16 protein-coding genes are annotated in these 20,212 nt (G+C 70.5%); 9 read left to right on the top strand and 7 right to left on the bottom strand.

The window, feature by feature from the left end; all coding sequences use genetic code 11:
• Nucleotides 1-44 precede the first annotated feature (44 nt).
• Nucleotides 45-2,840: a DNA polymerase I gene (gene polA, locus SOM08_RS06880; RefSeq protein WP_116958048.1), complete on the bottom strand. Its 2,796-nt coding sequence runs from the start codon at nt 2,838-2,840 to the stop codon at nt 45-47.
• Between the two features lie 77 nt (nt 2,841-2,917).
• Between polA and SOM08_RS06875 the strand changes: the two genes are divergently transcribed.
• The 3 genes from SOM08_RS06875 to SOM08_RS06865 are packed head-to-tail and all read left to right on the top strand — an operon-like array spanning nt 2,918 to nt 5,035.
• Nucleotides 2,918-3,244, top strand: coding sequence for a hypothetical protein (locus SOM08_RS06875; protein ID WP_116958049.1), 327 nt, complete (start codon nt 2,918-2,920; stop codon nt 3,242-3,244).
• 1 nt (nt 3,245) lies between these two features.
• Entirely contained in the window at nt 3,246-4,244 is a 999-nt protein-coding gene (locus tag SOM08_RS06870) for a homoserine kinase (protein WP_322470367.1), read from the top strand.
• Nucleotides 4,241-5,035: a BPSS1780 family membrane protein gene (locus tag SOM08_RS06865; protein ID WP_116958051.1), complete on the top strand. Its 795-nt coding sequence runs from the start codon at nt 4,241-4,243 to the stop codon at nt 5,033-5,035. The genes SOM08_RS06870 and SOM08_RS06865 overlap by 4 nt, the downstream gene beginning before the upstream one ends.
• 72 nt (nt 5,036-5,107) lie before the next feature.
• Here SOM08_RS06865 and SOM08_RS06860 read toward each other — a convergent pair whose 3' ends face one another.
• Together SOM08_RS06860 and SOM08_RS06855 are read right to left on the bottom strand one after the other, a co-directional pair.
• Nucleotides 5,108-7,048, bottom strand: a complete 1,941-nt coding sequence (locus tag SOM08_RS06860) for a PhoX family phosphatase (RefSeq protein ID WP_322470366.1) — start codon at nt 7,046-7,048, stop codon at nt 5,108-5,110.
• 109 nt (nt 7,049-7,157) lie between these two features.
• Complete coding sequence (locus SOM08_RS06855) at nt 7,158-8,390, bottom strand: glycosyltransferase family 4 protein (RefSeq protein WP_116958053.1); 1,233 nt, start codon at nt 8,388-8,390, stop codon at nt 7,158-7,160.
• Nucleotides 8,391-8,566: 176 nt separating this feature from the next.
• Between SOM08_RS06855 and SOM08_RS06850 the strand changes: the two genes are divergently transcribed.
• A complete protein-coding gene (locus SOM08_RS06850; RefSeq protein ID WP_116958054.1) occupies nt 8,567-9,169 on the top strand; it encodes a hypothetical protein in 603 nt (200 codons plus the stop codon).
• 71 nt (nt 9,170-9,240) lie between these two features.
• Here SOM08_RS06850 and SOM08_RS06845 read toward each other — a convergent pair whose 3' ends face one another.
• Nucleotides 9,241-10,896: an aminotransferase class III-fold pyridoxal phosphate-dependent enzyme gene (locus tag SOM08_RS06845; protein ID WP_322470365.1), complete on the bottom strand. Its 1,656-nt coding sequence runs from the start codon at nt 10,894-10,896 to the stop codon at nt 9,241-9,243.
• Nucleotides 10,897-10,952: 56 nt separating this feature from the next.
• On the opposite strand from SOM08_RS06845, the gene asd reads away from it, so the two are divergent.
• Complete coding sequence (gene asd, locus SOM08_RS06840) at nt 10,953-11,867, top strand: archaetidylserine decarboxylase (RefSeq protein WP_116958056.1); 915 nt, start codon at nt 10,953-10,955, stop codon at nt 11,865-11,867.
• A 195-nt stretch (nt 11,868-12,062) separates the two neighbouring features.
• Here asd and SOM08_RS06835 read toward each other — a convergent pair whose 3' ends face one another.
• The gene (locus SOM08_RS06835) at nt 12,063-12,605 is read right to left on the bottom strand and encodes an HD domain-containing protein (protein WP_322470364.1); all 543 of its coding nucleotides are present in this window, start codon (nt 12,603-12,605) and stop codon (nt 12,063-12,065) included.
• 152 nt (nt 12,606-12,757) lie between these two features.
• Between SOM08_RS06835 and SOM08_RS06830 the strand changes: the two genes are divergently transcribed.
• Entirely contained in the window at nt 12,758-13,810 is a 1,053-nt protein-coding gene (locus SOM08_RS06830) for a TIGR03364 family FAD-dependent oxidoreductase (protein WP_416187011.1), read from the top strand.
• A 75-nt stretch (nt 13,811-13,885) separates the two neighbouring features.
• On the opposite strand, the gene SOM08_RS06825 is transcribed toward SOM08_RS06830, so the two are convergent.
• Nucleotides 13,886-16,246 (bottom strand): UvrD-helicase domain-containing protein, encoded by a 2,361-nt coding sequence (locus SOM08_RS06825; protein WP_322470362.1) that lies wholly within the window; start codon nt 16,244-16,246, stop codon nt 13,886-13,888.
• Nucleotides 16,247-16,455: 209 nt separating this feature from the next.
• Between SOM08_RS06825 and SOM08_RS06820 the strand changes: the two genes are divergently transcribed.
• A complete protein-coding gene (locus SOM08_RS06820) occupies nt 16,456-17,433 on the top strand; it encodes a GMP reductase (RefSeq protein ID WP_116958060.1) in 978 nt (325 codons plus the stop codon).
• Between the two features lie 16 nt (nt 17,434-17,449).
• On the opposite strand, the gene SOM08_RS06815 is transcribed toward SOM08_RS06820, so the two are convergent.
• On the bottom strand, nt 17,450-18,346 hold the full coding sequence (locus SOM08_RS06815) for an alpha/beta hydrolase (protein ID WP_322470361.1): 897 nt from the start codon (nt 18,344-18,346) through the stop codon (nt 17,450-17,452).
• Nucleotides 18,347-18,465: 119 nt separating this feature from the next.
• Between SOM08_RS06815 and SOM08_RS06810 the strand changes: the two genes are divergently transcribed.
• Both SOM08_RS06810 and SOM08_RS06805 read left to right on the top strand, forming a co-directional pair.
• Nucleotides 18,466-19,203: a GntR family transcriptional regulator gene (locus SOM08_RS06810; protein WP_322470360.1), complete on the top strand. Its 738-nt coding sequence runs from the start codon at nt 18,466-18,468 to the stop codon at nt 19,201-19,203.
• 164 nt (nt 19,204-19,367) lie between these two features.
• Nucleotides 19,368-20,207, top strand: coding sequence for an NAD(P)-dependent oxidoreductase (locus SOM08_RS06805; RefSeq protein WP_181936451.1), 840 nt, complete (start codon nt 19,368-19,370; stop codon nt 20,205-20,207).
• Nucleotides 20,208-20,212 lie beyond the last annotated feature (5 nt).

The raw sequence follows: 20,212 nt of genomic DNA, 5'->3' as shown, positions 1-20,212 counted from the left end.
CAAGCTGACTCGGCCCAGGGACCGAAGTTCAGGCGCGCCGGCGCTCAATGGGCCTTGTCCCAGTTGGGCCCGACGCCGATCTCGGCCAGCAGCGGCACCCTGAGTTCGGCCACGCCGGCCATCAGGCGCGGCACTTCGCTGCGCACCCAATCGACCTCGTCCGCGGGCACCTCGAACACCAGTTCGTCGTGCACCTGCATGATCATCTTGGTGCGGCGCTCCTGGTCGTCCAGCGCGGCCTGCACGGCCACCATGCTCATCTTGATGAGGTCGGCCGCCGTGCCCTGCATGGGCGCGTTGATGGCCTGCCGCTCGGCCGCCTTCTTGCGCGGGCCGTTGCCACCGTTGATTTCCGGCAGGTACAGGCGGCGTCCGAAGGCGGTTTCCACGTAGCCCTTCTTCTGCGCGGAGGCCACCGTCTGCTCCATGTAGCGCTTCACGCCCTCGAAGCGCTCGAAGTAGCGCTGGATGTAGTTCTTCGCCGCCGTGTTGTCGATGCCCAGGGCCTTGGCCAGGCCGAAGGCGCTCATGCCGTAGATGAGGCCGAAGTTGATCACCTTGGCGTAGCGGCGCTGCTCGCTGCTCACCTGCTGCAGTTCCACGCCGAACACCTCGGCCGCGGTGGCGCGGTGCACGTCCTGGCCTTCCTGGAAGGCGCGCAGCAGGGCCGCGTCCTCGCTGATGTGGGCCATGATGCGCAGCTCGATCTGCGAGTAGTCGGCGCTGGCGATCACGCTGCCCGGCGGGGCCACGAAGGCCTCGCGCACGCGCCGGCCCTCGGGCGTGCGGATGGGGATGTTCTGCAGGTTCGGGTCGTTGCTGGACAGGCGCCCCGTCACGGCCACGGCCTGCGCGTAGTGCGTGTGCACGCGGCCGGTGCGCGGGTTGGCCATCTGCGCCAGCTTGTCGGTGTAGGTCCCCTTGAGCTTGGACAGGCCGCGGTGCTCCAGGATCTTGGCCGGCAGCGGGTAGTCCTCGGCGAGCTTTTCCAGCACCTCCTCGTCGGTGCTGCGCGCGCCGGTGGCGGTCTTCTTGATGACGGGCAGGCCCAGCTTGTCGAAGAAGATCTCGCCGAGCTGCTTGGGGCTGCCCAGGTTGAAGGGCTGGCCGGCGATGGCATAGGCCTCCTGCTCCAGCGCCACGATGCGCTGGCCCAGTTCGTGGCTCTGCGCGGCCAGCGTGGGCGCGTCGATCAGCACGCCGTTGCGCTCCACCCGGTACAGCGTTTCGCTGCTGGCCATCTCCAGTTCGTAGATGAACCTCAGCTTCTCATCGGCCTGCAGGCGCGGCCACAGCACGCGGTGCACGTCCAGGGTCTGGTCGCTGTCCTCGCAGGAGTACTCGGCGGCCTTGGCCACGTCCACCTGGGCGAAGGGGATCTGGTGCGCGCCCTTGCCGCAGATGGCCTCGTAGCTGATGCCCTTGCGGCCGGTATGGCGCTCGGCCAGGCTTTCCAGCCCGTGCGGCTTGTGCACCTCCAGCACGTAGCTCTGCAGCATGGTGTCGTGCTCGTAGCCGCGCACCTCGATGCCGTGGTTGGCGAAGACGTGGCGGTCGTACTTGACGTGCTGGCCCAGCTTGGGCCGCATGGGGTCTTCCAGCCAGGGCTTGAGCCGGGCAAGCACCTCGTCGAAGGGCAATTGCTCCGGCGCGTCCGGGCCCACGTGGCGCAGCGGGATGTAGGCCGCCTCGCCGGGCGTCACGCTGAAGGAGATGCCGACGATCTCGGCCACCATTTCGTCCAGCGAGGTGGTTTCGGTGTCCAGCGCGGTCAGCTCGGCCGCCTGCAGGCGCGCCAGCCAGGTGTCGAACAGGTCCCAGCTCAGGATGGTGTCGTACTTCAGCGCGGGACGCGCTTGGCCGGACGCGGGCGCGGGCGGGTCGTCGAACAGGCCTTCGGTGGCGCCGGGCGCCACGGCGGTCGAACCCGGCGCCACCGGTGCCTCCTGGCCCGCCGCGGCCTTGGCGGCGAGCGACTTGAAGCCGTACCTGTCGTAGAAGGCCTGCAGCGCCTGGTGGTCGGGCTCGCCCAGGCGCACCGCGTCCAGCGCGGGCAGGCCGGGCACGAAGCCGTTCAGGTCGCAGTCGGTCTTGATGGTCAGCAACTGGCGCCCCGTGGGCAGCCAGTCCAGCGCCTTGCGCAGGTTCTCGCCGGCCACGCCCTTGATCTCGCCGGCGCGCGCCACCAGCGCGTCCAGCGAGCCGTATTCCATCAGCCACTTGGCGGCGGTCTTGGGGCCCACCTTGTCCACGCCCGGCACGTTGTCCACCGCGTCGCCCACCAGGGTCTGGTAGTCGACCATCAGGTGCGCCGGCACGCCGAACTCGGCCTGCACGCCCGCGAGGTCGCGGCGCTTGCCGCTCATGGTGTCGATGATGGCGATGCGTTCGTTGACGAGCTGGGCCAGATCCTTGTCCCCGCTGCTGACGACGACGTCGAACCCCTGCGCCGCCGCCGCGTGGGCGAGGGTGCCGATCACGTCGTCGGCCTCCACGCCGGGCACGTCCAGCACGGGAAAGCCCAGCAGGCGCACCACCTCGTGGATGGGCGGGATCTGCGCGCGCAGGTCCTCGGGCATGGGGCTGCGGTGGGCCTTGTACTCGGCGTAGATCGCGTCGCGGAAGGTCGGCCCCGAGGCGTCGAAGACGCAGGCGGCGAACAGCGCGGGCACCTCCTTGCGAAGGCTCTGCACCATGTTGATCATGCCCCGGATGGCCCCGGTGGCGGGGCTCGTCGGGTCGCCCGGCACGGCCCGCAGGTCGGGCATGGCGTGGTAGGCGCGGTAGAGGTAGCTCGATCCGTCGATCAGCAGCAGGGTTCGGGTGGCGTCCTGGGTCATCCCGACATTGTGGGGGAAGGCCGTGCCGGCGGCGGGCCCATGCCACGCGGGGCCACCCCGGTGCCTACAATGCGCGGATGGCCTCCACCCCTTCCCTTCTGCGCGCGGTCCTGCTCGCCGCGCTGGCCGCGCCGGCCCTGGCGCAGCAGCCCGCGCCGGCCGAGTCCGTGCCACTGCAGCGCGCCCCGGGCGACCGCATCGAGCGCATCACCCACGAGGACGCGCTCACCCGCATCGACGAGCTGCGCGTGGACGGCCAGACCCAATCCATCCAGGTGCAGCCCAAGAACGGCGCGCCAGCCTATGAAATCCAGCCGCGCGGCGCCGCCAACACCCCCGGCGAAACCGCGGGCCGCCCCTCGGGCAACAGCGGCCGCAGCAGCTGGCGCCTCCTCAACTTCTGACATGGCCGTCTACACCGAGGTCCCGTTCGCCGAAGCCGCCGCCCTCATCGAACGACTGAACCTGGGCACCCTCACCGAGCTGCGCGGCATCCAGGGCGGCATCGAGAACACCAACTACTTCGTCACCAGCGAACGCGACGGCCAGACCGTCGAGCACGTGCTCACGGTGTTCGAGCGCCTGAGCGCCGAGCAGCTGCCGTTCTACCTGCACCTGATGAAGCACCTGGCCACGCACGGCATCCCGGTGCCCGAGCCCGCGGCCGACGCCCAGGGCGAGATCCTGCACCGCGTGCAAGGCAAGCCCGCCGCCGTGGTCGACAAGCTGCGCGGCGCCAGCGAGCTGGCACCCACGGCCGCGCACTGCGCCGCGGTGGGCGCGCTGCTGGCCCGCCTGCACCTGGTCGGCCGCGACTTCGAGCGCCGCCAGCCCAACCTGCGCGGCCTGCCCTGGTGGAACGAGACCGTGCCCGTGGTGCTGCCCTTCATCGACGACGCCCAGGCCGCCCTGCTGCGGTCCGAGCTGGCCTACCAGAACCACGTGGCGCAGAGCAGCGCCTACCTGGCCCTGCCACGCGGCCCCATCCACGCCGACCTGTTCCGCGACAACGCGATGTTCGAAGACGGCGCGGTCAGCGGCGTCTTCGACTTCTACTTCGCCGGCGTGGACACCTGGCTGTTCGACATCGCCGTGTGCCTGAACGACTGGTGCGTGCGCCACGGCGGCGACACCGACGGCCAGCCCGAGCCCGCGCTGGAGCAGGCCTTCCTCTCGGCCTACGAAGGCGTGCGTCCGCTGACGCCGGCCGAGCGCCGCCTGCTGCCCGCCATGCAGCGCGCGGGCGCGCTGCGCTTCTGGCTGTCGCGTCTGTGGGACCTGCACCTGCCGCGCGAGGCCGCCATGCTGCAGGCGCACGACCCGGGCCACTTCCAGCGCGTGCTGCGCGCCCGCCTGCCGAACGCGCCCGCGCCGAGCGCGGCGCCGGAGGCCATGGCCGCATGAAGCTCCAGGTCAACAAGGCCAGCCTGGGCTGGATGTGGGTCAAGCTCGGCATGCGCACCTTCCTGCGCCAGCCGCTCGCGATGTCGGGCCTGTTCTTCATGTTCATGGCCCTGGTCTCGGTGCTGTCCATCGTGCCCATCCTGGGCACGGCGGTCGCGGCGGCGCTGGTGCCCGCGGCCACGCTGGGTCTGATGGCCGCCACGCGCGAGGCCGAGCAAGGCCGCTTTCCCATGCCCTCGCTGCTGCTCACGGCCTTCCGGGGCGGGGCCGAGCGCCGGCGCGGCATGCTGCTGCTGGGCGCCATGTACGCCGTGGCGCTGTTCCTGGTCATGGGCGTCGGCGCACTGTTCGCCGACGGCTCGCCCACCCCCTTGCCCGAGGGCACCGCCGAGGTCACGCCCGACATGGTGGGCGCCGCCATCGGCCGCCCCGGCCTGTGGGCGGCCCTGCTGGCTTACCTGCCCGTGCTGATGGCCTTCTGGCACGCGCCGGCGCTGGTGTTCTGGCACGGCGTGCCGCCCGCCAAGAGCCTGTTCTTCAGCCTGGTGGCCTGCTGGAGCAACAAGGGCGCGATGCTGCTCTTCGTCGCCGGCTGGACGGTGGTCTTCATGCTGACCGGCCTGCTCCTGGGCATGCTGGGCTCCATCGTCGGCGGCCCCGAGGTGATGCAGGTGGTGGTCTACCCCATCGTGCTGTTCATGGCCTCGATGTTCCACACCTCGCTGTGGTTCACCGTGCGCGACAGCTTCGCTTTCGACGCGCCCGAACCGAACACCCCCCCCTCGGCCTGAGCCCCGCGGGCGCCCAAAAGAAAAGCCCGCACCGGCCAAGGGTGCGGGCTTTGTTCTGCCGCGAGCGCCGGGTCAGGTACCGATCACGCCGCCATCGTCCTTGGTGATGACGACGGTGGCCGAGCGCGGCAGCGCCGCCCCACCCTCGGGCCAGTGGCTGTTGCCGCCCTCGCCCGGGTGCTGGATGTTGATGAACAGCGTCTTGCTGTCCGGCGTGAAGCTCAGGCCCGTGACCTCGCACTCCACGGGGCCGACGAAGAAGCGGCGGATCTCCTTGGTGCGGGGATCGGCGCACAGCATCTGGTTGTTGCCCTGGTTGGCGTAGTTGCCGGTGTTGCTGTAGTTGCCGTCGGTCTGGATCCACAGGCGGCCATCGCGGTCGAAGCCCAGACCGTCGGGGCTGTTGAAGGTGTTGTCGCTGGTCACGTTGGCCGAGCCCATGTTCAAGGGGTTGGCCTGGGCGATGGTGGGGTTGCCGGCCAGCACGAACAGGTCCCACTCGAACGTCAGGGCGGTCGGGTCGCCGCCGGTCTCGCGCCAGCGGATGATCTGACCGTAGACGTTGGCCGCGCGCGGGTTGGCGTCGTCGGTCGTCGAACGGCCGGAGTTGTTCGTCAGCGTGACGTAGACCTCCTGGGTCTGCGGATGCACCGCCACCCACTCGGGGCGGTCCATGGGCGTGGCCCCCATGGCGTCGGCCGCCAGGCGCGTATTGACCAGGATCTCGGCCTGCGTGGCGTAGGCGGCGAGGGCCGGGTTGGCCGTGGTCATGGGCATCCACTCGCCGGTGCCCATCATGTCATTCGCCACGGCGCCGGCGTTGAACTTGGCCACATACAGCGTGCCGGTGTCGAGCAGGTCGCGGTTGTTGGCGGTGTCGCCTTCGATGTAGTGGCCGGCGGTCACGAACTTGTAGATGTAGTCGTTGGCCTGGTCATCGCCCATGTAGACCACCACGCGGCCGTCGGCGGCAATGGCGTAGGCGGCGTTCTCGTGCTTGATGCGGCCCAGCGAGGTGCGCTTCTTGGGCATGGAGGCCGGGTCGAAGGGATCGATCTCGACGATCCAGCCGAAGCGGTTGGCTTCGTTGGGTTCCTTCTGCCAGTCGAAGCGGTCGTGGTACTGCTCGTACTTGCGCGAGGTGCCGGCGCTGGAGAGGCCGTAGCGCAGCTGGTTCGCGTTGCGCGTCATGCCGGGAACGGCGGTGTTGGTGGTGCCGAAGTACTGGTTGAAGTTCTCTTCGCAGGTCAGGTAGGTGCCCCAGGGGGTGAAGCCGTTGCCGCAGTTGTTCAGCGTGCCGAGCGCGACGGTGCCGGTGGCGTCGGCCGTGGTCTGCAGCAGCGCGTGGCCGGCGGCGGCACCGGTCAGCTGCATCGGCGTATCGCCCGTGATGCGGCGGTTGTAGGTGGAGTCCAGCACGATGTTCCACACGCCGGCGGTGCGGCGGATGTGCACCACGCTCACGCCGTGCGCGTTGAGGTCCTTGTTCGCGTCGTCCAGGCTGTTGACCACGCCGTCGGTGAACAGGTACTGCGGGTTGGTGTACTCGTGGTTCATCACCAGCAGGCCTTCATCGCTGCGGCCGGCCAGGGCGAAGTAGTGGATGCCGTCGTGGTTGTCACCCATCTGGCGCGCCTGCGCGGCGGCGTCTTCGCTGGCGTCGCCGGCCCAGGTCGAGCCCGCGCCGGTGGAGAACAGCGGCGTGCCCCAGGGTGCCAGCACCGAGGCGGTGTAGCCCGGGGCGACGTGCACGCTGTCGTCGGTGCCGATGGCGATGCCGGTGAAGCCCAGCAGGTCGGGATCGGCCGCGGGCGGCACGGGCGTCGGGTCGGCGTCGCCGCCGCCACCGCCGCAGCCCGCGAGGCCGGCGGAGAGGAAGGCCACGGCAGCGGCACCCACACCGGTCTTGAACAGGAAGCCGCGGCGGTTGACCGCGCGGTTCACCACGTTCTGGAAGTGCTCGTTCCGGCTGGTGTTGGTGGGCAGGTCTTCGCTATCGAAGTCGAGGGTCATGGAATGTCCTGTGGGGTTGGGAAATACGACAGGCGAGAAGGCTACGCAGGCCTCGTGAAAACCTCGTGAATCCGGTGGCATGGCGCTCGAGCGCACCGCGGGTGGCGGCTCACAACGCCAGCGACGGGCTCCAGCTGTCGGGCAGCGCGTGCGGCCAGCCCACGGTCTGCAGGAAGATCCCTTCCACCTGGCCAGCGATGTGCCGCCAGTCCAGCGCCGCCACCTGCGCGCGCGCCTGCGATGCGGCCGCGCGCACCAGCGCCGGGTCGCGCGCCAGCAGCGCGGCCTGGCGCGCGAAGGCGGCTTCGTCGTCCACCGGCAGCAGCCAGCCGTTGTGCCCGCCGCGCACCCAGTCGCCCGCCGCGGCGGTGTCGAAGGCCAGCACCGGCAGGCCGCTGGCCAGGGCTTCGATGGTGACGTTGCCGAAGGTTTCGGTCAGGCTCGCGAAGGCGAACAGGTCGGCGCTGGCGTAGTGCGCGGCCAGGTCCTCGTCGCGCCGCATGCCGGCGAACACGGCCTCGGGGCAGCGCTGGCGCAGGGCCGCGCGCTGCGGGCCGTCGCCCACGAAGACCAGCTTCACGTCGGGGTTCTGCGCGCGCATGGCCTCATAGGCCTGCAGCACCACGCCCAGGTTCTTCTCGGCCGCCAGGCGGCCGACGGCCACCATCACCAGGCTGCCGTCGCCCGCCCCCCAGCTGGCGCGCAGCTCGGCGCTGCGCCGCGCGGGGTTGAACCGCTGCGTGTCGACGCCGCGCGCCACCACGCTGACGTTGCGAAAGCCGATGGCCTGCAGCTCCGCGCGCAGGCTCTGCGTGGGCACCATGGTGCAGCGCGTGAGGTTGTGGAACTTGCGCAGGTAGGCCACGATGGGCGTCTTGAGCCAGCCCACGCCGTAGTGCTGGCTGTAGGCGTGGAAGTTGGTGCGGAAGTCGGACGTCACCGGCAGGCGCAAGCGGCGCGCTGCCTGCAGGGCCGACCAGCCCAGCGGGCCTTCCGTGGCGATGTGCACCAGATCGGGCCGCCTCAGGGTCCAGGCGCGCACCAGCGCGCCCTTGCCGGGCAGGCCGAGCTTGAGTTCGGGGTAGCGCGGGATGGGCATGCCGCGCATGAGCACCTCGTGAAACCCCGGGTCGCTGCGCGCGGCGTCCTCGCGCGTCTGGCGCGGGCGGACGAGCTGCACCTCGTGGTTGCGCGCGCGCAGGCCCTGCACCAGACGCGACAGCGTGAGCGAAACACCGTTGATCTCGGGCGGCCAGGTCTCCGTCACCACGGCGAGCCGCAGGGACGGGCGGGCGGCCGGGAAGGCCTCCACCAGGATCGTTTCGGCGCTCGTGTCGGGCATGGGGGCATGGTGCGGCGGCTTCGCGGCAGATTGATGACACCGCGACAGCGGCGTGACGCGCGTGTGCCCGCGCGGTGACGCACCGGCGATGTCACCGCGCTGTCACGCGTGGCAACCACCATGCGGCCGCTTTTCCCCTTCTTTCACCTTCTTCCTCATTGCCGACGGAGACCGCCTTGAACGACTTCTTCAAGACCCTGGAGATCCAGCGCTGGGACGACCACCGCTACTACCACCACAGCCGCATCAACCAGTCGCTGCACCTGGTCAGCGCGATCAGCTTCGTGGTCGCGTACGTGATGCTGTGGTTCGATCCCGTGATCTCCGCGCTGATCGCCTGGCTGGTCTCGATGACCTCGCGCCAGGCCGGCCATTTCTTCTTCGAGCCCAAGGGCTACGACCACGTGAACCAGGCCACGCACGAGTACAAGGAAGAGATCAAGGTGGGCTACAACCTGCAGCGCAAGGTGGTGCTCATGAGCCTGTGGGCGCTGGTGCCGGTGCTGGTCTGGATCGACCCGACGGTGATGGGCCTGTTCGAGGCGCACCACGACCACTGGGGCTATACGCGCCACGTGGGCACGCTGTGGCTGGGGCTGGGCATCGGTGGGCTGCTGTTCCGCACCATCCACCTGTTCTTCCTGCAGGACATCCAGACGGGCCTGGTGTGGGCGACCAAGATCCTCACCGACCCGTTCCACGACATCAAGCTGTACCACAAGGCCCCCCTGTACCTCATGAAAGGCCAGCTCATCGACCCGGGCGTCGGGCACCGCTGACGTCCTGGGATGGTGGGTGTTGGGTGCCTGGCGCCCGAACACCCCGCTCGGGCTCGGGGCCGCTGCAGGGCTCAGCCCTTCTGGCGGAACATCGCCGACAGGGTTTCCCTGCGCAACTGCTTGCCGATCGCCTTGGCGTCCACGCCCTCGGGCAGCGTCCACCAGCCGTCGGCCTGCATGGCCCGGCCGGCCGCCACGCAACGCCGCACCACTTCATCGAACGCCGCGTCGTCGAAGTTCAGCGCGAAGATGAACCGACCCGTGCCCACCCAGCTCAAGGCCAGGCCATGCCAGCGCAGGTAGTACTGGAACATCCAGTGGTAGCGGCCCGGCTGCGTGTAGTCCAGCGTCCACACGCTGTGCAGGTTCGCCGCGCGCACCGGCAGGCCGGCGTCGGCCATGGCGGCGTTGAAGCGCTCGCGGCGCGCGTTCCAGCGTTGATCGCCGCCGGCGTACACCGCTCGCAACTCAGGCGTTTCCAGGCGACGAAGGAAGGCGTGCATGCCGCCCATCACGTGCGGGTGCGCATTGAACGTGCCGCGCGCGAAGCACAGGTCGGCGGGGCGCTCGGCGCGGAAACGCTTCATCAGATCGGCGCGTCCGCAGACCACGCCTACCGGGTAGCCGCCCGCGACCGACTTGCCGTAGGTCACCAGGTCGGCCTTCACGCCGAAGTACGCCTGAGCGCCGCCGGGCGCCAGGCGAAAGCCCAGGAACACCTCGTCAAAGATCAGCACGATGCCGCGTTCGGTGCAGACCTCGCGCAGCCGCTGGAGCCAGCGCGTGTAGGCCTCGCGGTCATAGCCCGCCTGGCGCAGGCCGGTCATCAGCGTGGAGTCGCCCGGCGCGTTGCGGTTCGGGTGCAGGGCCTGCAAGGGGTTGATGAGCACGCAGGCGATGTCGCGGCGCGTGCGCAGCACCCGCAGGCTCTTGTCGTCCATGTCCTTGAGCGTGTAGGTCTCGCGCGGCGGCATGGGGTTGCCGGGGCCGGGCTGCACGTCCTCCCACCAGCCGTGGTAAGCGCCGCAGAAGCGCACCAGGTGCGTCTTGCGCGTGTGGTAGCGCGCCAGGCGAACGGCTTGCATCACGGCCTCGGTGCCGCTCATGTGGAAGGACACCTGGTCCTGGCCCGAGATCGCCTTCAGGCGCGCGATGTTGTCGGCCACCACCGGGTGGTAGGCGCCCAGCACGGGGCCCAGTTCGAGGCCGATGGCCGCGCCCTCTTCCATGCAGGCCTTGTAGAAGTCCACGCCGAAGACGTTGACGCCGTAGGAGCCCGTGAGGTCGAGGAAGCGATTGCCGTCGAGGTCCTCCACCTCCAGGCCACCGGCCGAGCGAACGAAGGCGCCGACCTTCAGGCGTTCGCGCAGGTAGGGGCTGAAGGGAAAGGGCGCGCGGTAGGCGCCGGTGAGCTGCAGATCGGCCAGCCCCTCGCGCGCGTCGGCGGTCAGGGCGAGCGAGCGTTCGTAGCGCTGGGCGTAGCCCGCGCACAGGGCGTCGAAGGCCGCGCGGCGCCGCGCGGCCAGCGCGTCGTCGGCGCCGTCGGCCCGGAAGAAGCGGCGCTCGTCGAAGGCGTAGCCCGGCAACCAGCCCGCCAGGCGCTTGGCCCAGCGCGAGTGGCCCGCCAGCGAGCGGTGCTTGGCGCGCGAAAGCTCGAGGCGCTGTTTCAGGTACGGCAAGGCCAGCAGGAGCGAACCGGCTGGCAAGGCATAAGGCAGAAGGGACATGGCGTTCGGGGCGTCGTGGTGTTCCCGCTCTTGTATGGCCCCCGGATGACCCAACGATGAAAGCCTTGCGACAGAATCCCCACGGCCTTGTGCGGCGCCAGCTGCGCCGCCTCGCGCTCAGCGAAGACCTGAACTTCCTGCTCACCAACCGCGTGCCGCGCCTGGCGCTCACGCGCTTCATGGGCTGGTTCAGCCGGATCCGCCAGCCCCTGGTGCGCGATGCGTCCATGGCGGTGTGGAGGGCCTTCACCGACCTCGACCTGAGCGACGCAAAGAAGCCGCGCTTCGACAGCCTGCACGACTGCTTCACGCGCGAGCTGCGCGAGGGTGCGAGGCCCGTCGACACCACGCCGTCGGTGCTGGTCAGCCCCTGCGACGCCATCGTCGGCGCCAGCGGGCGCATCGGCGAAGACCCCTGCGCCCAGGTGTTCCAGGCCAAGGGCTTTCCGTACGCGCTCACCGACCTGCTCGGCGACTCGCCGCGCGCGCGGGCCGCCATCGCCGCCCTGCGCGGCGGCCAGTTCGTGACGCTGCGCCTGACCTCGGCCATGTACCACCGCTTCCACGCGCCCGAGGCGCTCACGCTGGAGCACGTGACGCACTTCAGCGGCGACACCTGGAACGTGAACCCCATCGCCCTCAAGCGCGTGGAGCGCCTGTTCTGCCGCAACGAGCGCGCGGCGCTGTTCGCGCGCCTGGCCGACGGCACGCCGCTGGTGCTGGTGCCCGTGGCCGCCATCCTGGTGGCCAGCCTGCGCCTGCGCGCCCTGCCGCTGCCGCTCAACACCCGCTACCGCGGCCCCGACGAGCTGCCCTGCGAGGCGGCCTACGCGCGCGGCCAGGAGATGGGCCACTTCGAACACGGCTCCACCATCGTCGTGCTGGTGCCGCCGGGCTTCACGCCCGCGCCCGGGGTCGCACCGGGCGCGTCCATTCGCATGGGCCGGCCGCTGCTGGCGCGGCCAGCCTGAGCGCGCGCCCACCCTGTCATGCGCCCGTCACGCCAGCCACGGACGATGGCGCGCAACCCAGCCGGCCAGCCAGCACGACGCGGTTGGCACGACGAAGAACGATGGCGGGGTGATCGGCGCCTGAAGCCGCTCGCCATCGCACCCTGCGGGCCCTCCGGTCATTTGGCCGGAGGGCTTTTTTTATCCGCCCCGGACTCAGCGCAGCAGCGCCTCGGCCATCGCCCGGTAGGTGTCCAGCGGCGGTACCTCGCGCGCCGGTCGCTTGGCCGCGTCGTCCCAGCGGCGCAGGCGCAGCGCGTCCTGCGCGTGGGCCAGGCGGTCGAAGGCCTCGCAGCCCGCCGCGTCCAGCGGACCGCCCTGCAGCGCCAGGCTGCGGCGCGAATCGTCCGACAGGGCCCGCAGGTAGCGCGGATCGGCGCACAGGCGCCGCTTGGCCATCACGTGCAGGCCGACCGGTCCGCTCACGGCGGGGCCGAACAGGCGCTGCAGCGCGTCGGCGGCGATCGCTTCGTGGCGGTCGTCGACGCCGGCGGCGCTGGGCGTGCCCGCCACGCCATGGATCAGGTGGCCGACGTCGTGCAACAGCGCGGCGAGCACTAGGGCCTCGCCCGCGCCGCCGCGGCGCGCCAGGTCAGCGGTCTGCAGGGCGTGCTCCAGGTGGGTCACCGGCTCGCCGGTGTAACGCTCGTGGCCGCGCGCGGCCAGCAGAGCCCAGAGTGAGTCGAAGGAAGGGGTCATGCGCGTGGAACTGTCAACGGGCTTTCATTGTGTGCAATCAACATGACGGCCCGACGTCCATTCGAAGTACCCCCTTCGCCTTTCCCGTGAACGACAAGCGTTTCGACCTGATCGTGGTGGGCAGCGGCATCGCCGGCCTCGCCCATGCCTGGATGGGGCTGCGCCGTGGCCTGCGCGTGGCGCTGATCGAACGCGACCACCGCTGCGTGGGCGCCTCCATCCGCAATTTCGGCTTCGTCACCGTGACCGGCCAGCGCGCCGGCGACACCTGGCGGCGCGCCCGGCGCTCGCGCGACCTCTGGGCCGAGCTGGCGCCGCAGGCAGGCATCCCCATCGTGCACCAGGGCCTGTGGGTGGTGGCCCAGCGCGCGCGGGCGCTGGACGTGCTGGCCGAGTTCGTCGGCACCGAGATGGGCGAGCGCTGCCAACTGCACCGCGGCCAGGCCTGGGGCGCACGCATGCCTTCGCTCAAGTCCGACGGCGTGGCGGGCGCGCTCTACAGCCCGCACGAGCTGCGCGTCGAGTCGCGCGAGGCCATTCCCGCCCTCGCGCGCTGGCTGCAGGCGCAGGGCGTGCGCTTCATCTGGGGGCAGGAGGTGCTGGGCATCGAGGGGTCCACGGTGCACGGCGCGCAAGGCCAGTGGACGGCCGAGCGCATCGTGGTCTGCCCCGGCACCGAGCTCAATGGCGTGGCGCGGCGCCTGCTGCCCGACCACGCGCTGCGGCTGACGCGCCTGCAGATGCTGCGCGTGCGCCCGTCGGCCGGCTTGCGGCTGGGCGCGGCGGTGATGAGCGACCTCAGCCTGGTGCGCTACCACGGCTACGCCGACCTCGCCAGTTCGGCACCGCTGCTGGAGCAACTGCGCGCCGAGTGCGGCCCCAGCCTGGACGACGGCATCCACCTGATCGCCGTGCAGAGCGCCGACGGCACGCTGGTGGTAGGCGACTCGCACCACCCGCACGCCACGCCCGAGCCCTTCGCCAGCGAGGCGGTGGACGAGCGCATCCTGGGCCACCTGCACGAGGTGGTCGGTCTGGACCGCTGCGAGGTGGTGGAGCGCTGGACCGGTGTCTATCCGACCGGCCACGGCGCCGACGCGCTCGTCCACGCGCCGGCCGACCACCTGCGCCTGGTGCTGGTGACCAGCGGCACCGGCGCCAGCACCGCGTTCGGCATCGCCGAGGACGTGTTCGCGGGCTGGTGACGGGGCCGGGTCGGCGCCGGGCCAGCCATCGGCCTGCCCAGGGCCAGCGCCCGCCTCGACGGTGCGGGCGCTGGACTACTCGATGGGCGTGAGCTTGGCCACGCTCAGCGCCAGCCACTTGGTGCCGTGGCGCGGGAAGTTCACCTGCGCACGCGCGTCGTCGCCCGCGCCTTCCACCGCGAGCACCTTGCCCTCGCCGAACTTGTTGTGGAACACCGCCATGCCGCTCTTGATCGGCGTGCCGCGGTCGGGTTCGGGCGCGGGCGCGCTGGCGGCCTTCCAGGCCGGCGACCACGCCGGCTGCGGCACCGGCGTGCCCAGCGCGCGGTGGCCGCCCCAGCCCGCGCTGCCCGTGCCGCCCCAGCCCGAAGGCTGCGGCGGCGTCAGCCACTTCAGGCAGTGCTCGGGCAATTCATCGAAGAAACGGCTCTTGAGGTTGTAGCGCGTCTGGCCGTGCAGCAGCCGCGTCTGCGAATGGCTCAGGTACAGGCGCTGGCGCGCGCGCGTGATCGCCACGTACATCAGCCGGCGCTCCTCTTCCAGTCCGTCGCGGTCGCTCATGGCGTTCTCGTGCGGGAACAGGCCTTCCTCCAGGCCGACGATGAAGACGCAGTCGAACTCCAGGCCCTTGGCCGCGTGCACGGTCATGAGCTGCACCGCGTCCTGCCCGGCCTGGGCCTGGTTGTCGCCCGATTCGAGCGCGGCGTGCGACAGAAAGGCAGCGAGCGGGCTCAGGGTCTCGCCGGTGTCGGCGTCGGGGGCCAGGGGCTCGTCGAGCACGGGGGCGTTCAGGTCCAGGCCCTGGCTGGCGGGGCTTTGCGTCAGCGCCACGGCCTCGCGGCCGAAGCCTTCCTGCATCACGAAGCTCTCGGCCGCGTTGACCAGTTCTTCCAGGTTCTCCACGCGCTCCTGGCCTTCGCGCTCCTGGCGGTAGTGCTCCACCAGGCCGCTGTGCTCCAACACCAGTTCGACGATGCCCTTGAGGTGGCTGCCCTCGCTGCGTTCGCGCATCACGTCGATCTTGGCGACGAAGCCCGCGATGGCCGTGCCCGCGCGCCCGGTGACCGCGCTCACCGCGTCGTGCAGCGAGCAGCCGGCCGCGCGCGCCACGTCCTGCAGCTGCTCCACGCTGCGCGCGCCGATGCCGCGCGGCGGGAAGTTGAGCACGCGCAGGAAGCTGGTGTCGTCGCGCGGGTTCTCGATCAGGCGCAGGTAGGCCAGGGCGTGCTTGATCTCGGCGCGCTCGAAGAAGCGCAGGCCGCCGTACACGCGGTAGGGCAGGCCGGCGTTGAACAGCGCGGTCTCGATCACACGGCTCTGCGCGTTGCTGCGGTAGAGGATGGCGATCTCGCTGCGCGGCGTTTCCTCGCGCACCAGGGACTTGATCTCGTCGACCACCCACTGCGCCTCGATGAAATCGCTGGGCGACTCGTTGATGCGCACCGGCTCGCCCGCGCCCGCGTCGGTGCGCAGGTTCTTGCCGAGGCGGCGCTGGTTGTGGCCGATGAGGTGGTTCGCGGCGTCCAGGATGTTGCTGACGCTGCGGTAGTTCTGTTCCAGCTTGATCTGGTGCTGCACGCGGTACTCGCGCACGAAGTCGGCCATGTTGCCCACGCGCGCGCCGCGAAAGGCGTAGATGCTCTGGTCGTCGTCGCCCACCGCGAACACCGCGTTGCCCGCGGCCACGTCCAGGCCCTCCATGGGGGGCGGCGAGAACAGCTTGATCCAGGCGTACTGCAGCCTGTTGGTGTCCTGGAACTCATCGATCAGGATGTGGCGGAAGCGCCGCTGGTAGTGCGCGCGGATGGCGTCCTGGTCGCGCAGCAGCTCGTAGCTTCGCAGCATCAGCTCGCCGAAATCGACCACGCCTTCGCGCTGGCATTGCTCCTCGTACAGCGCGTAGAGCTCGACTTTCTTGCGCGTCTCTTCATCGCGCGCGGGCACGTCGCGCGGGCGCTGGCCGTCTTCCTTGCAACCGGCGATGAAGTACTGCAGCTGCTTGGGCGGGAAGCGCTCGTCGTCGACATTGAACTGCTTGCACAGGCGCTTGATGGCCGAGAGCTGATCCTGGGTATCCAGGATCTGGAAGGTGGCCGGCAGGCCCGCGAGCTGGTGGTGCGCGCGCAGCAGGCGGTTGCACAGGCCGTGGAAGGTGCCGATCCACATGCCGCGCACGTTCACCGGCAGCAGGGCCGACAGGCGGGTGACCATTTCCTTCGCCGCCTTGTTGGTGAAGGTCACGGCCAGCACACCGCCCGGTCCCACCTGGCCCGTTTGCAGCAGCCAGGCGATGCGCGTGGTGAGCACGCGCGTCTTGCCCGAGCCTGCGCCCGCGAGGATGAGCGCGTGTTCGGCGGGCAGGGTGACGGCGGCGGCCTGCTCGGCATTGAGGCCGGCGACCAGCGGCGAGGGATTCGGGGCGGTGTCCAGGGGCATCGACGGATTGTAGAAAGCGCCCGCGCGCAGGCCGCTCCATACGTGGAGGCATATGAACCCCATACCGGGCGAGGGACGGGCCATCGGTCTAGAATCGCGCACCGGGCCCAAGATTCTTGCGCCCGGTTTCTTTTTGCCCGCCGCGGCAGGAGAACCGGCCAGGCCAAGCGCTCATCTGTTCGACAACAGCTTTCTGGAGCTTGGTTTCAATGGAAATTTTCGACTACGACAACATCCTGCTGCTGCCGCGCAAGTGCCGCGTGGAAAGCCGCTCGGAATGCGATGCCGGCGTGGAGCTGGGCGGGCGGCGCTTCCGCCTGCCCGTGGTGCCCGCCAACATGAAGACGGTGGTCAACGAGTCCATCTGCACCTGGCTGGCGCAGAACGGCTACTTCTACGTCATGCACCGCTTCGACCTGGACAACGTGGCCTTCGTGCGCGAGATGCAGGCCAAGGGCAGCTTCGCCTCCATCTCGCTGGGCGTGAAGGCGCCCGACTACGCCACCGTGGACACGCTGGTGGCCCAGGGCCTGTGCCCCGAGTACATCACCATCGACATCGCGCACGGCCACGCCGACAGCGTCAAGAAGATGATCGGCTACCTGAAGGAAAAGCTGCCCAAGGCCTTCGTGATCGCGGGCAACGTGGGCACGCCGGAGGCGGTGATCGACCTGGAGAACTGGGGCGCCGACGCGACCAAGGTGGGCATCGGCCCCGGCAAGGTCTGCATCACCAAGCTCAAGACCGGCTTCGGCACCGGCGGCTGGCAGCTCAGCGCGCTCAAGTGGTGCGCGCGCGTGGCCACCAAGCCCATCATCGCGGACGGCGGCATCCGCTGCCACGGCGACATTGCCAAGAGCGTGCGCTTTGGCGCCAGCATGGTGATGATCGGCTCGCTGTTCGCCGGACACGAGGAATCACCCGGCCAGACGGTGGAAGTCGACGGTGCGCTCTACAAGGAGTACTACGGCTCGGCCAGCGACTTCAACAAGGGCGAATACAAGCACGTGGAAGGCAAGCGCATCCTGGAGCCGATCAAGGGCCCGCTCGCGCACACGCTGATCGAGATGGAGCAGGACGTGCAAAGCTCCATCAGCTACGCCGGCGGCACCAAGCTGCTGGACATCCGCAAGGTGAACTACGTCATCCTGGGCGGGGACAACGCAGGCGAGCACCTCTTGATGTGAGGCGCCGCCCGGCGCTTCACACGCCCAGCAGGCCGCGCGCGAGCTGGTGCAGGCGGTGACCCGGCTCCACCAGCGCGTCCAGCGCGCTGAAGTGGTCCCGCCCCGGCAGTTCTTCGCAGACCCGAACCACGTCGCGGCCCCAGGCCTCGCGGATGAGGTGGTTCTGGCGGTGGTACTCGCCGCTTTCCTGGCCACCGACCACGGCCACCAGTTCGCCGCGCCCCTGCCGCAGCCCGGGCGAGGGCAGGCGCGCCGGGCTGGCCTTGCGCACCTGGTCCGGCGTGAGCTTCAGCGAGGACTGCAGGGACGGCGCCAGGCGCAGCGGCTCCAGGTCGAACAGGCCGGACACCGACAGCGCGTTGCGGACCAACGCGGCGGGCAGGTCGGCGCCCACCTGGGGCCAGCGGCAGGCCAGCATCATGGCCGCCAGCTGGCCGCCCGCCGAATGCCCCGCCACCGTGATGCGGCTCGGGTCGCCCCCGTGCACCGCGATGTGGCGGTGCGTCCAGGCCAGGGCCTGCGCCATCTGCAGCGTGATGCCCGGGACGGTGGTGGCCGGGCACAGCGCGTAGTTCGGCATCACCACGCACACGCCCAGGCGCTGGAACAGCGGTGCCAGGAAGGAGTGGTCGGACTTGTCCAGGGCGCGCCAGTAGCCGCCGTGGATGAAGAACAGCACCGGCGCGGCACCGCCGGCGCCCCCCTGGGCCGGGAAGACGTCCAGCTGTTCGGCGGGCCCGTGCCCATAGCGCAGATCGATCAGCGCCCCACCCCGCTCGCGCACCTGTTTCGAGTCCCGGGCCCAGCGCTCGAAGTACGCCGGGTGCTCGGGCACCCGGGCGCGGTTGTTGTATTCACGGTCCAGCCAGGCCGGGTCTCGGGGGAAGGGCGATTGCATGGCGGGCGATTGCATGGCGGGCGATTGTGTCATGGGGGCTTGGGGTATTCCCTCTGAGGACGCCGGCGCCGGCACCGCCTGGGGTATGCTGCGCGAATTCCGTATACAGAATTCGCACCACCCGCCTCGGCCCCATGACCGCGCAGTTGTTCAGGATCGAATCGACGCCCGATCTGGCCGACCAGGTCTACCGGGCCTTGCTCGACGCGATCAGCTCGGGCGCGCTGCGGCCGGGCCAGCGCATCCGCCAGGAAGAGCTGGCCGAGCGCTTCGCGGTGTCGCGCCAGCCGGTGATGCAGGCCCTGCGCCTGCTGCGCAAGGACGGCTTCGTGCAGGACGCGCCCCAGACCAGCGGCGACCCCGGCCGCGTGCGCGGCCTGCAGGTGACGCCGCTGGACGGGCGCTGGATCGCCCAGGTCTACCAGGTGCGCGTGGCGCTGGACCGCCTGGCCGTGCGACTGGCCGCCCAGCAGCGCACCGTCATCGACCCCGCCGTGCTCGAGGCCGGCCGCGCCGCCGAGCGCCGCGACGACGTGAAGGCCCTGATCGACACCGACCTGGCCTTCCACACCGCCATCTACCGCGCCGCCGGCAATCCGCTGATCGAGCAGAGCGCGCTGCTGCACTGGCAGCACATCCGCCGCGCCATGGGCCTGGCGCTGCAGCTGGAACACCTGCGCGAGCCCGTGTGGGACGAGCACGAGGCCATTGCCCGCGCCATCGCCCAGGGCGACGCGGACGGGGCCGAATCGCTCATCGCCGAACACGCCGAAAATGCCTGCGGCACCCTGGCCGAGCAGATCGCCCACGCCTCGGCCGAATCCGCCGAGGACGACACCGTTCAACTCCGTGGTCCCCAGCTATCTCGATAGCCGGTCCACTTGCGCGGTCCTCGGCGCGAGCCGGGGACCGCGATTTTTTTTGCCCGAATGCCGCCTCCGCGCCCTGCCCTGAAGGGACACGCACCGTGACCGACTCCCCCGCCGCCTCGGCAACCACCCCCGCCCACGCCGTCGCCGTGCTCGGCATCGGCCTGATGGGCTTCCCCATGGGCCGGCGCCTGTGCGAAGCCGGCTGCGCCGTGGGCGCCTGGAACCGCTCGCGCACCAAGGCCGAACGGCTCGCGCCCTTTGGGGCGCGCGTGGCCGGCACGGCCGCCGACGCCGTGCAAGGCGCCGACATCGTCATCACCATGCTCGAAAACGGCGAGGTGGTGGAGGACGTGCTGTTCCGCCAGGGCGTGGCCGAGGCCCTGCCCCGTGGCAGCCTGGTGATCGACATGTCCTCGATCCAGCCGCGCCAGGCGCGCGACCACGCGGCCCGCCTGGCCGCGCGGGGCGTGCACCACCTGGACGCGCCGGTCTCGGGCGGCACCGTGGGCGCCGAGGCCGGCACCCTGGCCATCATGGCCGGCGGCAAACCGGCCGACGTGGAGCGCGCGCGCGCCGTGCTGGAGGTGCTGGGCCGCGTCACGCACGTGGGCCCGCACGGCTCGGGCCAGCTCGCCAAGCTGGCCAACCAGATGATCGTGGGCATCACCATCGGCGCCGTGGCCGAGGCGCTGCTGCTGTGCGAAAAGGGCGGCGCCGACATGGCCAAGGTGCGCCAGGCCATCACCGGCGGCTTCGCCGACAGCCGCATCCTGCAGGTGCATGGCCAGCGCATGGTGGAGCGCGACTTCGGCAAGCGCGCCGCAATGGCGGTGCAGCTGAAGGACATGCGCAACGCGCTCGGCACGGCGAAGGAGATCGGCTTCGAGGCGCCCATCACCGCGCTGTTCGAGCGCCTGTTCGCCGAGGCGGCGGAACATGGCCTGTCCGACCTCGACCACTCCGCGCTGTTCGTGGAACTCGCCAGCCGCAACGGAATGGCCTGACAAAA

The sequence above is a fragment of the Hydrogenophaga sp. SNF1 genome (genome assembly GCF_034421675.1).
GTDB lineage: Bacteria > Pseudomonadota > Gammaproteobacteria > Burkholderiales > Burkholderiaceae_C > Hydrogenophaga > Hydrogenophaga borbori.
This window is presented reverse-complemented; position numbering and strand designations above follow the sequence as displayed.

Excerpts from the sequence above, each read along its gene's own strand:
- polA (WP_116958048.1), bottom strand. The coding sequence starts at position 2,840 with ATGACCCAGGACGCCACCCGAACCCTGCTGCTGATCGACGGATCGAGC.
- SOM08_RS06875 (WP_116958049.1), top strand. The coding sequence starts at position 2,918 with ATGGCCTCCACCCCTTCCCTTCTGCGCGCGGTCCTGCTCGCCGCGCTG.
- SOM08_RS06870 (WP_322470367.1), top strand. The coding sequence starts at position 3,246 with ATGGCCGTCTACACCGAGGTCCCGTTCGCCGAAGCCGCCGCCCTCATC.
- SOM08_RS06865 (WP_116958051.1), top strand. The coding sequence starts at position 4,241 with ATGAAGCTCCAGGTCAACAAGGCCAGCCTGGGCTGGATGTGGGTCAAG.
- SOM08_RS06860 (WP_322470366.1), bottom strand. The coding sequence starts at position 7,048 with ATGACCCTCGACTTCGATAGCGAAGACCTGCCCACCAACACCAGCCGG.
- SOM08_RS06855 (WP_116958053.1), bottom strand. The coding sequence starts at position 8,390 with ATGCCCGACACGAGCGCCGAAACGATCCTGGTGGAGGCCTTCCCGGCC.
- SOM08_RS06845 (WP_322470365.1), bottom strand. The coding sequence starts at position 10,896 with ATGTCCCTTCTGCCTTATGCCTTGCCAGCCGGTTCGCTCCTGCTGGCC.
- asd (WP_116958056.1), top strand. The coding sequence starts at position 10,953 with ATGAAAGCCTTGCGACAGAATCCCCACGGCCTTGTGCGGCGCCAGCTG.
- SOM08_RS06835 (WP_322470364.1), bottom strand. The coding sequence starts at position 12,605 with ATGACCCCTTCCTTCGACTCACTCTGGGCTCTGCTGGCCGCGCGCGGC.
- SOM08_RS06830 (WP_416187011.1), top strand. The coding sequence starts at position 12,758 with ATGGGGCTGCGCCGTGGCCTGCGCGTGGCGCTGATCGAACGCGACCAC.
- SOM08_RS06825 (WP_322470362.1), bottom strand. The coding sequence starts at position 16,246 with ATGCCCCTGGACACCGCCCCGAATCCCTCGCCGCTGGTCGCCGGCCTC.
- SOM08_RS06820 (WP_116958060.1), top strand. The coding sequence starts at position 16,456 with ATGGAAATTTTCGACTACGACAACATCCTGCTGCTGCCGCGCAAGTGC.
- SOM08_RS06815 (WP_322470361.1), bottom strand. The coding sequence starts at position 18,346 with ATGCAATCGCCCGCCATGCAATCGCCCTTCCCCCGAGACCCGGCCTGG.
- SOM08_RS06810 (WP_322470360.1), top strand. The coding sequence starts at position 18,466 with ATGACCGCGCAGTTGTTCAGGATCGAATCGACGCCCGATCTGGCCGAC.
- SOM08_RS06805 (WP_181936451.1), top strand. The coding sequence starts at position 19,368 with ATGGGCTTCCCCATGGGCCGGCGCCTGTGCGAAGCCGGCTGCGCCGTG.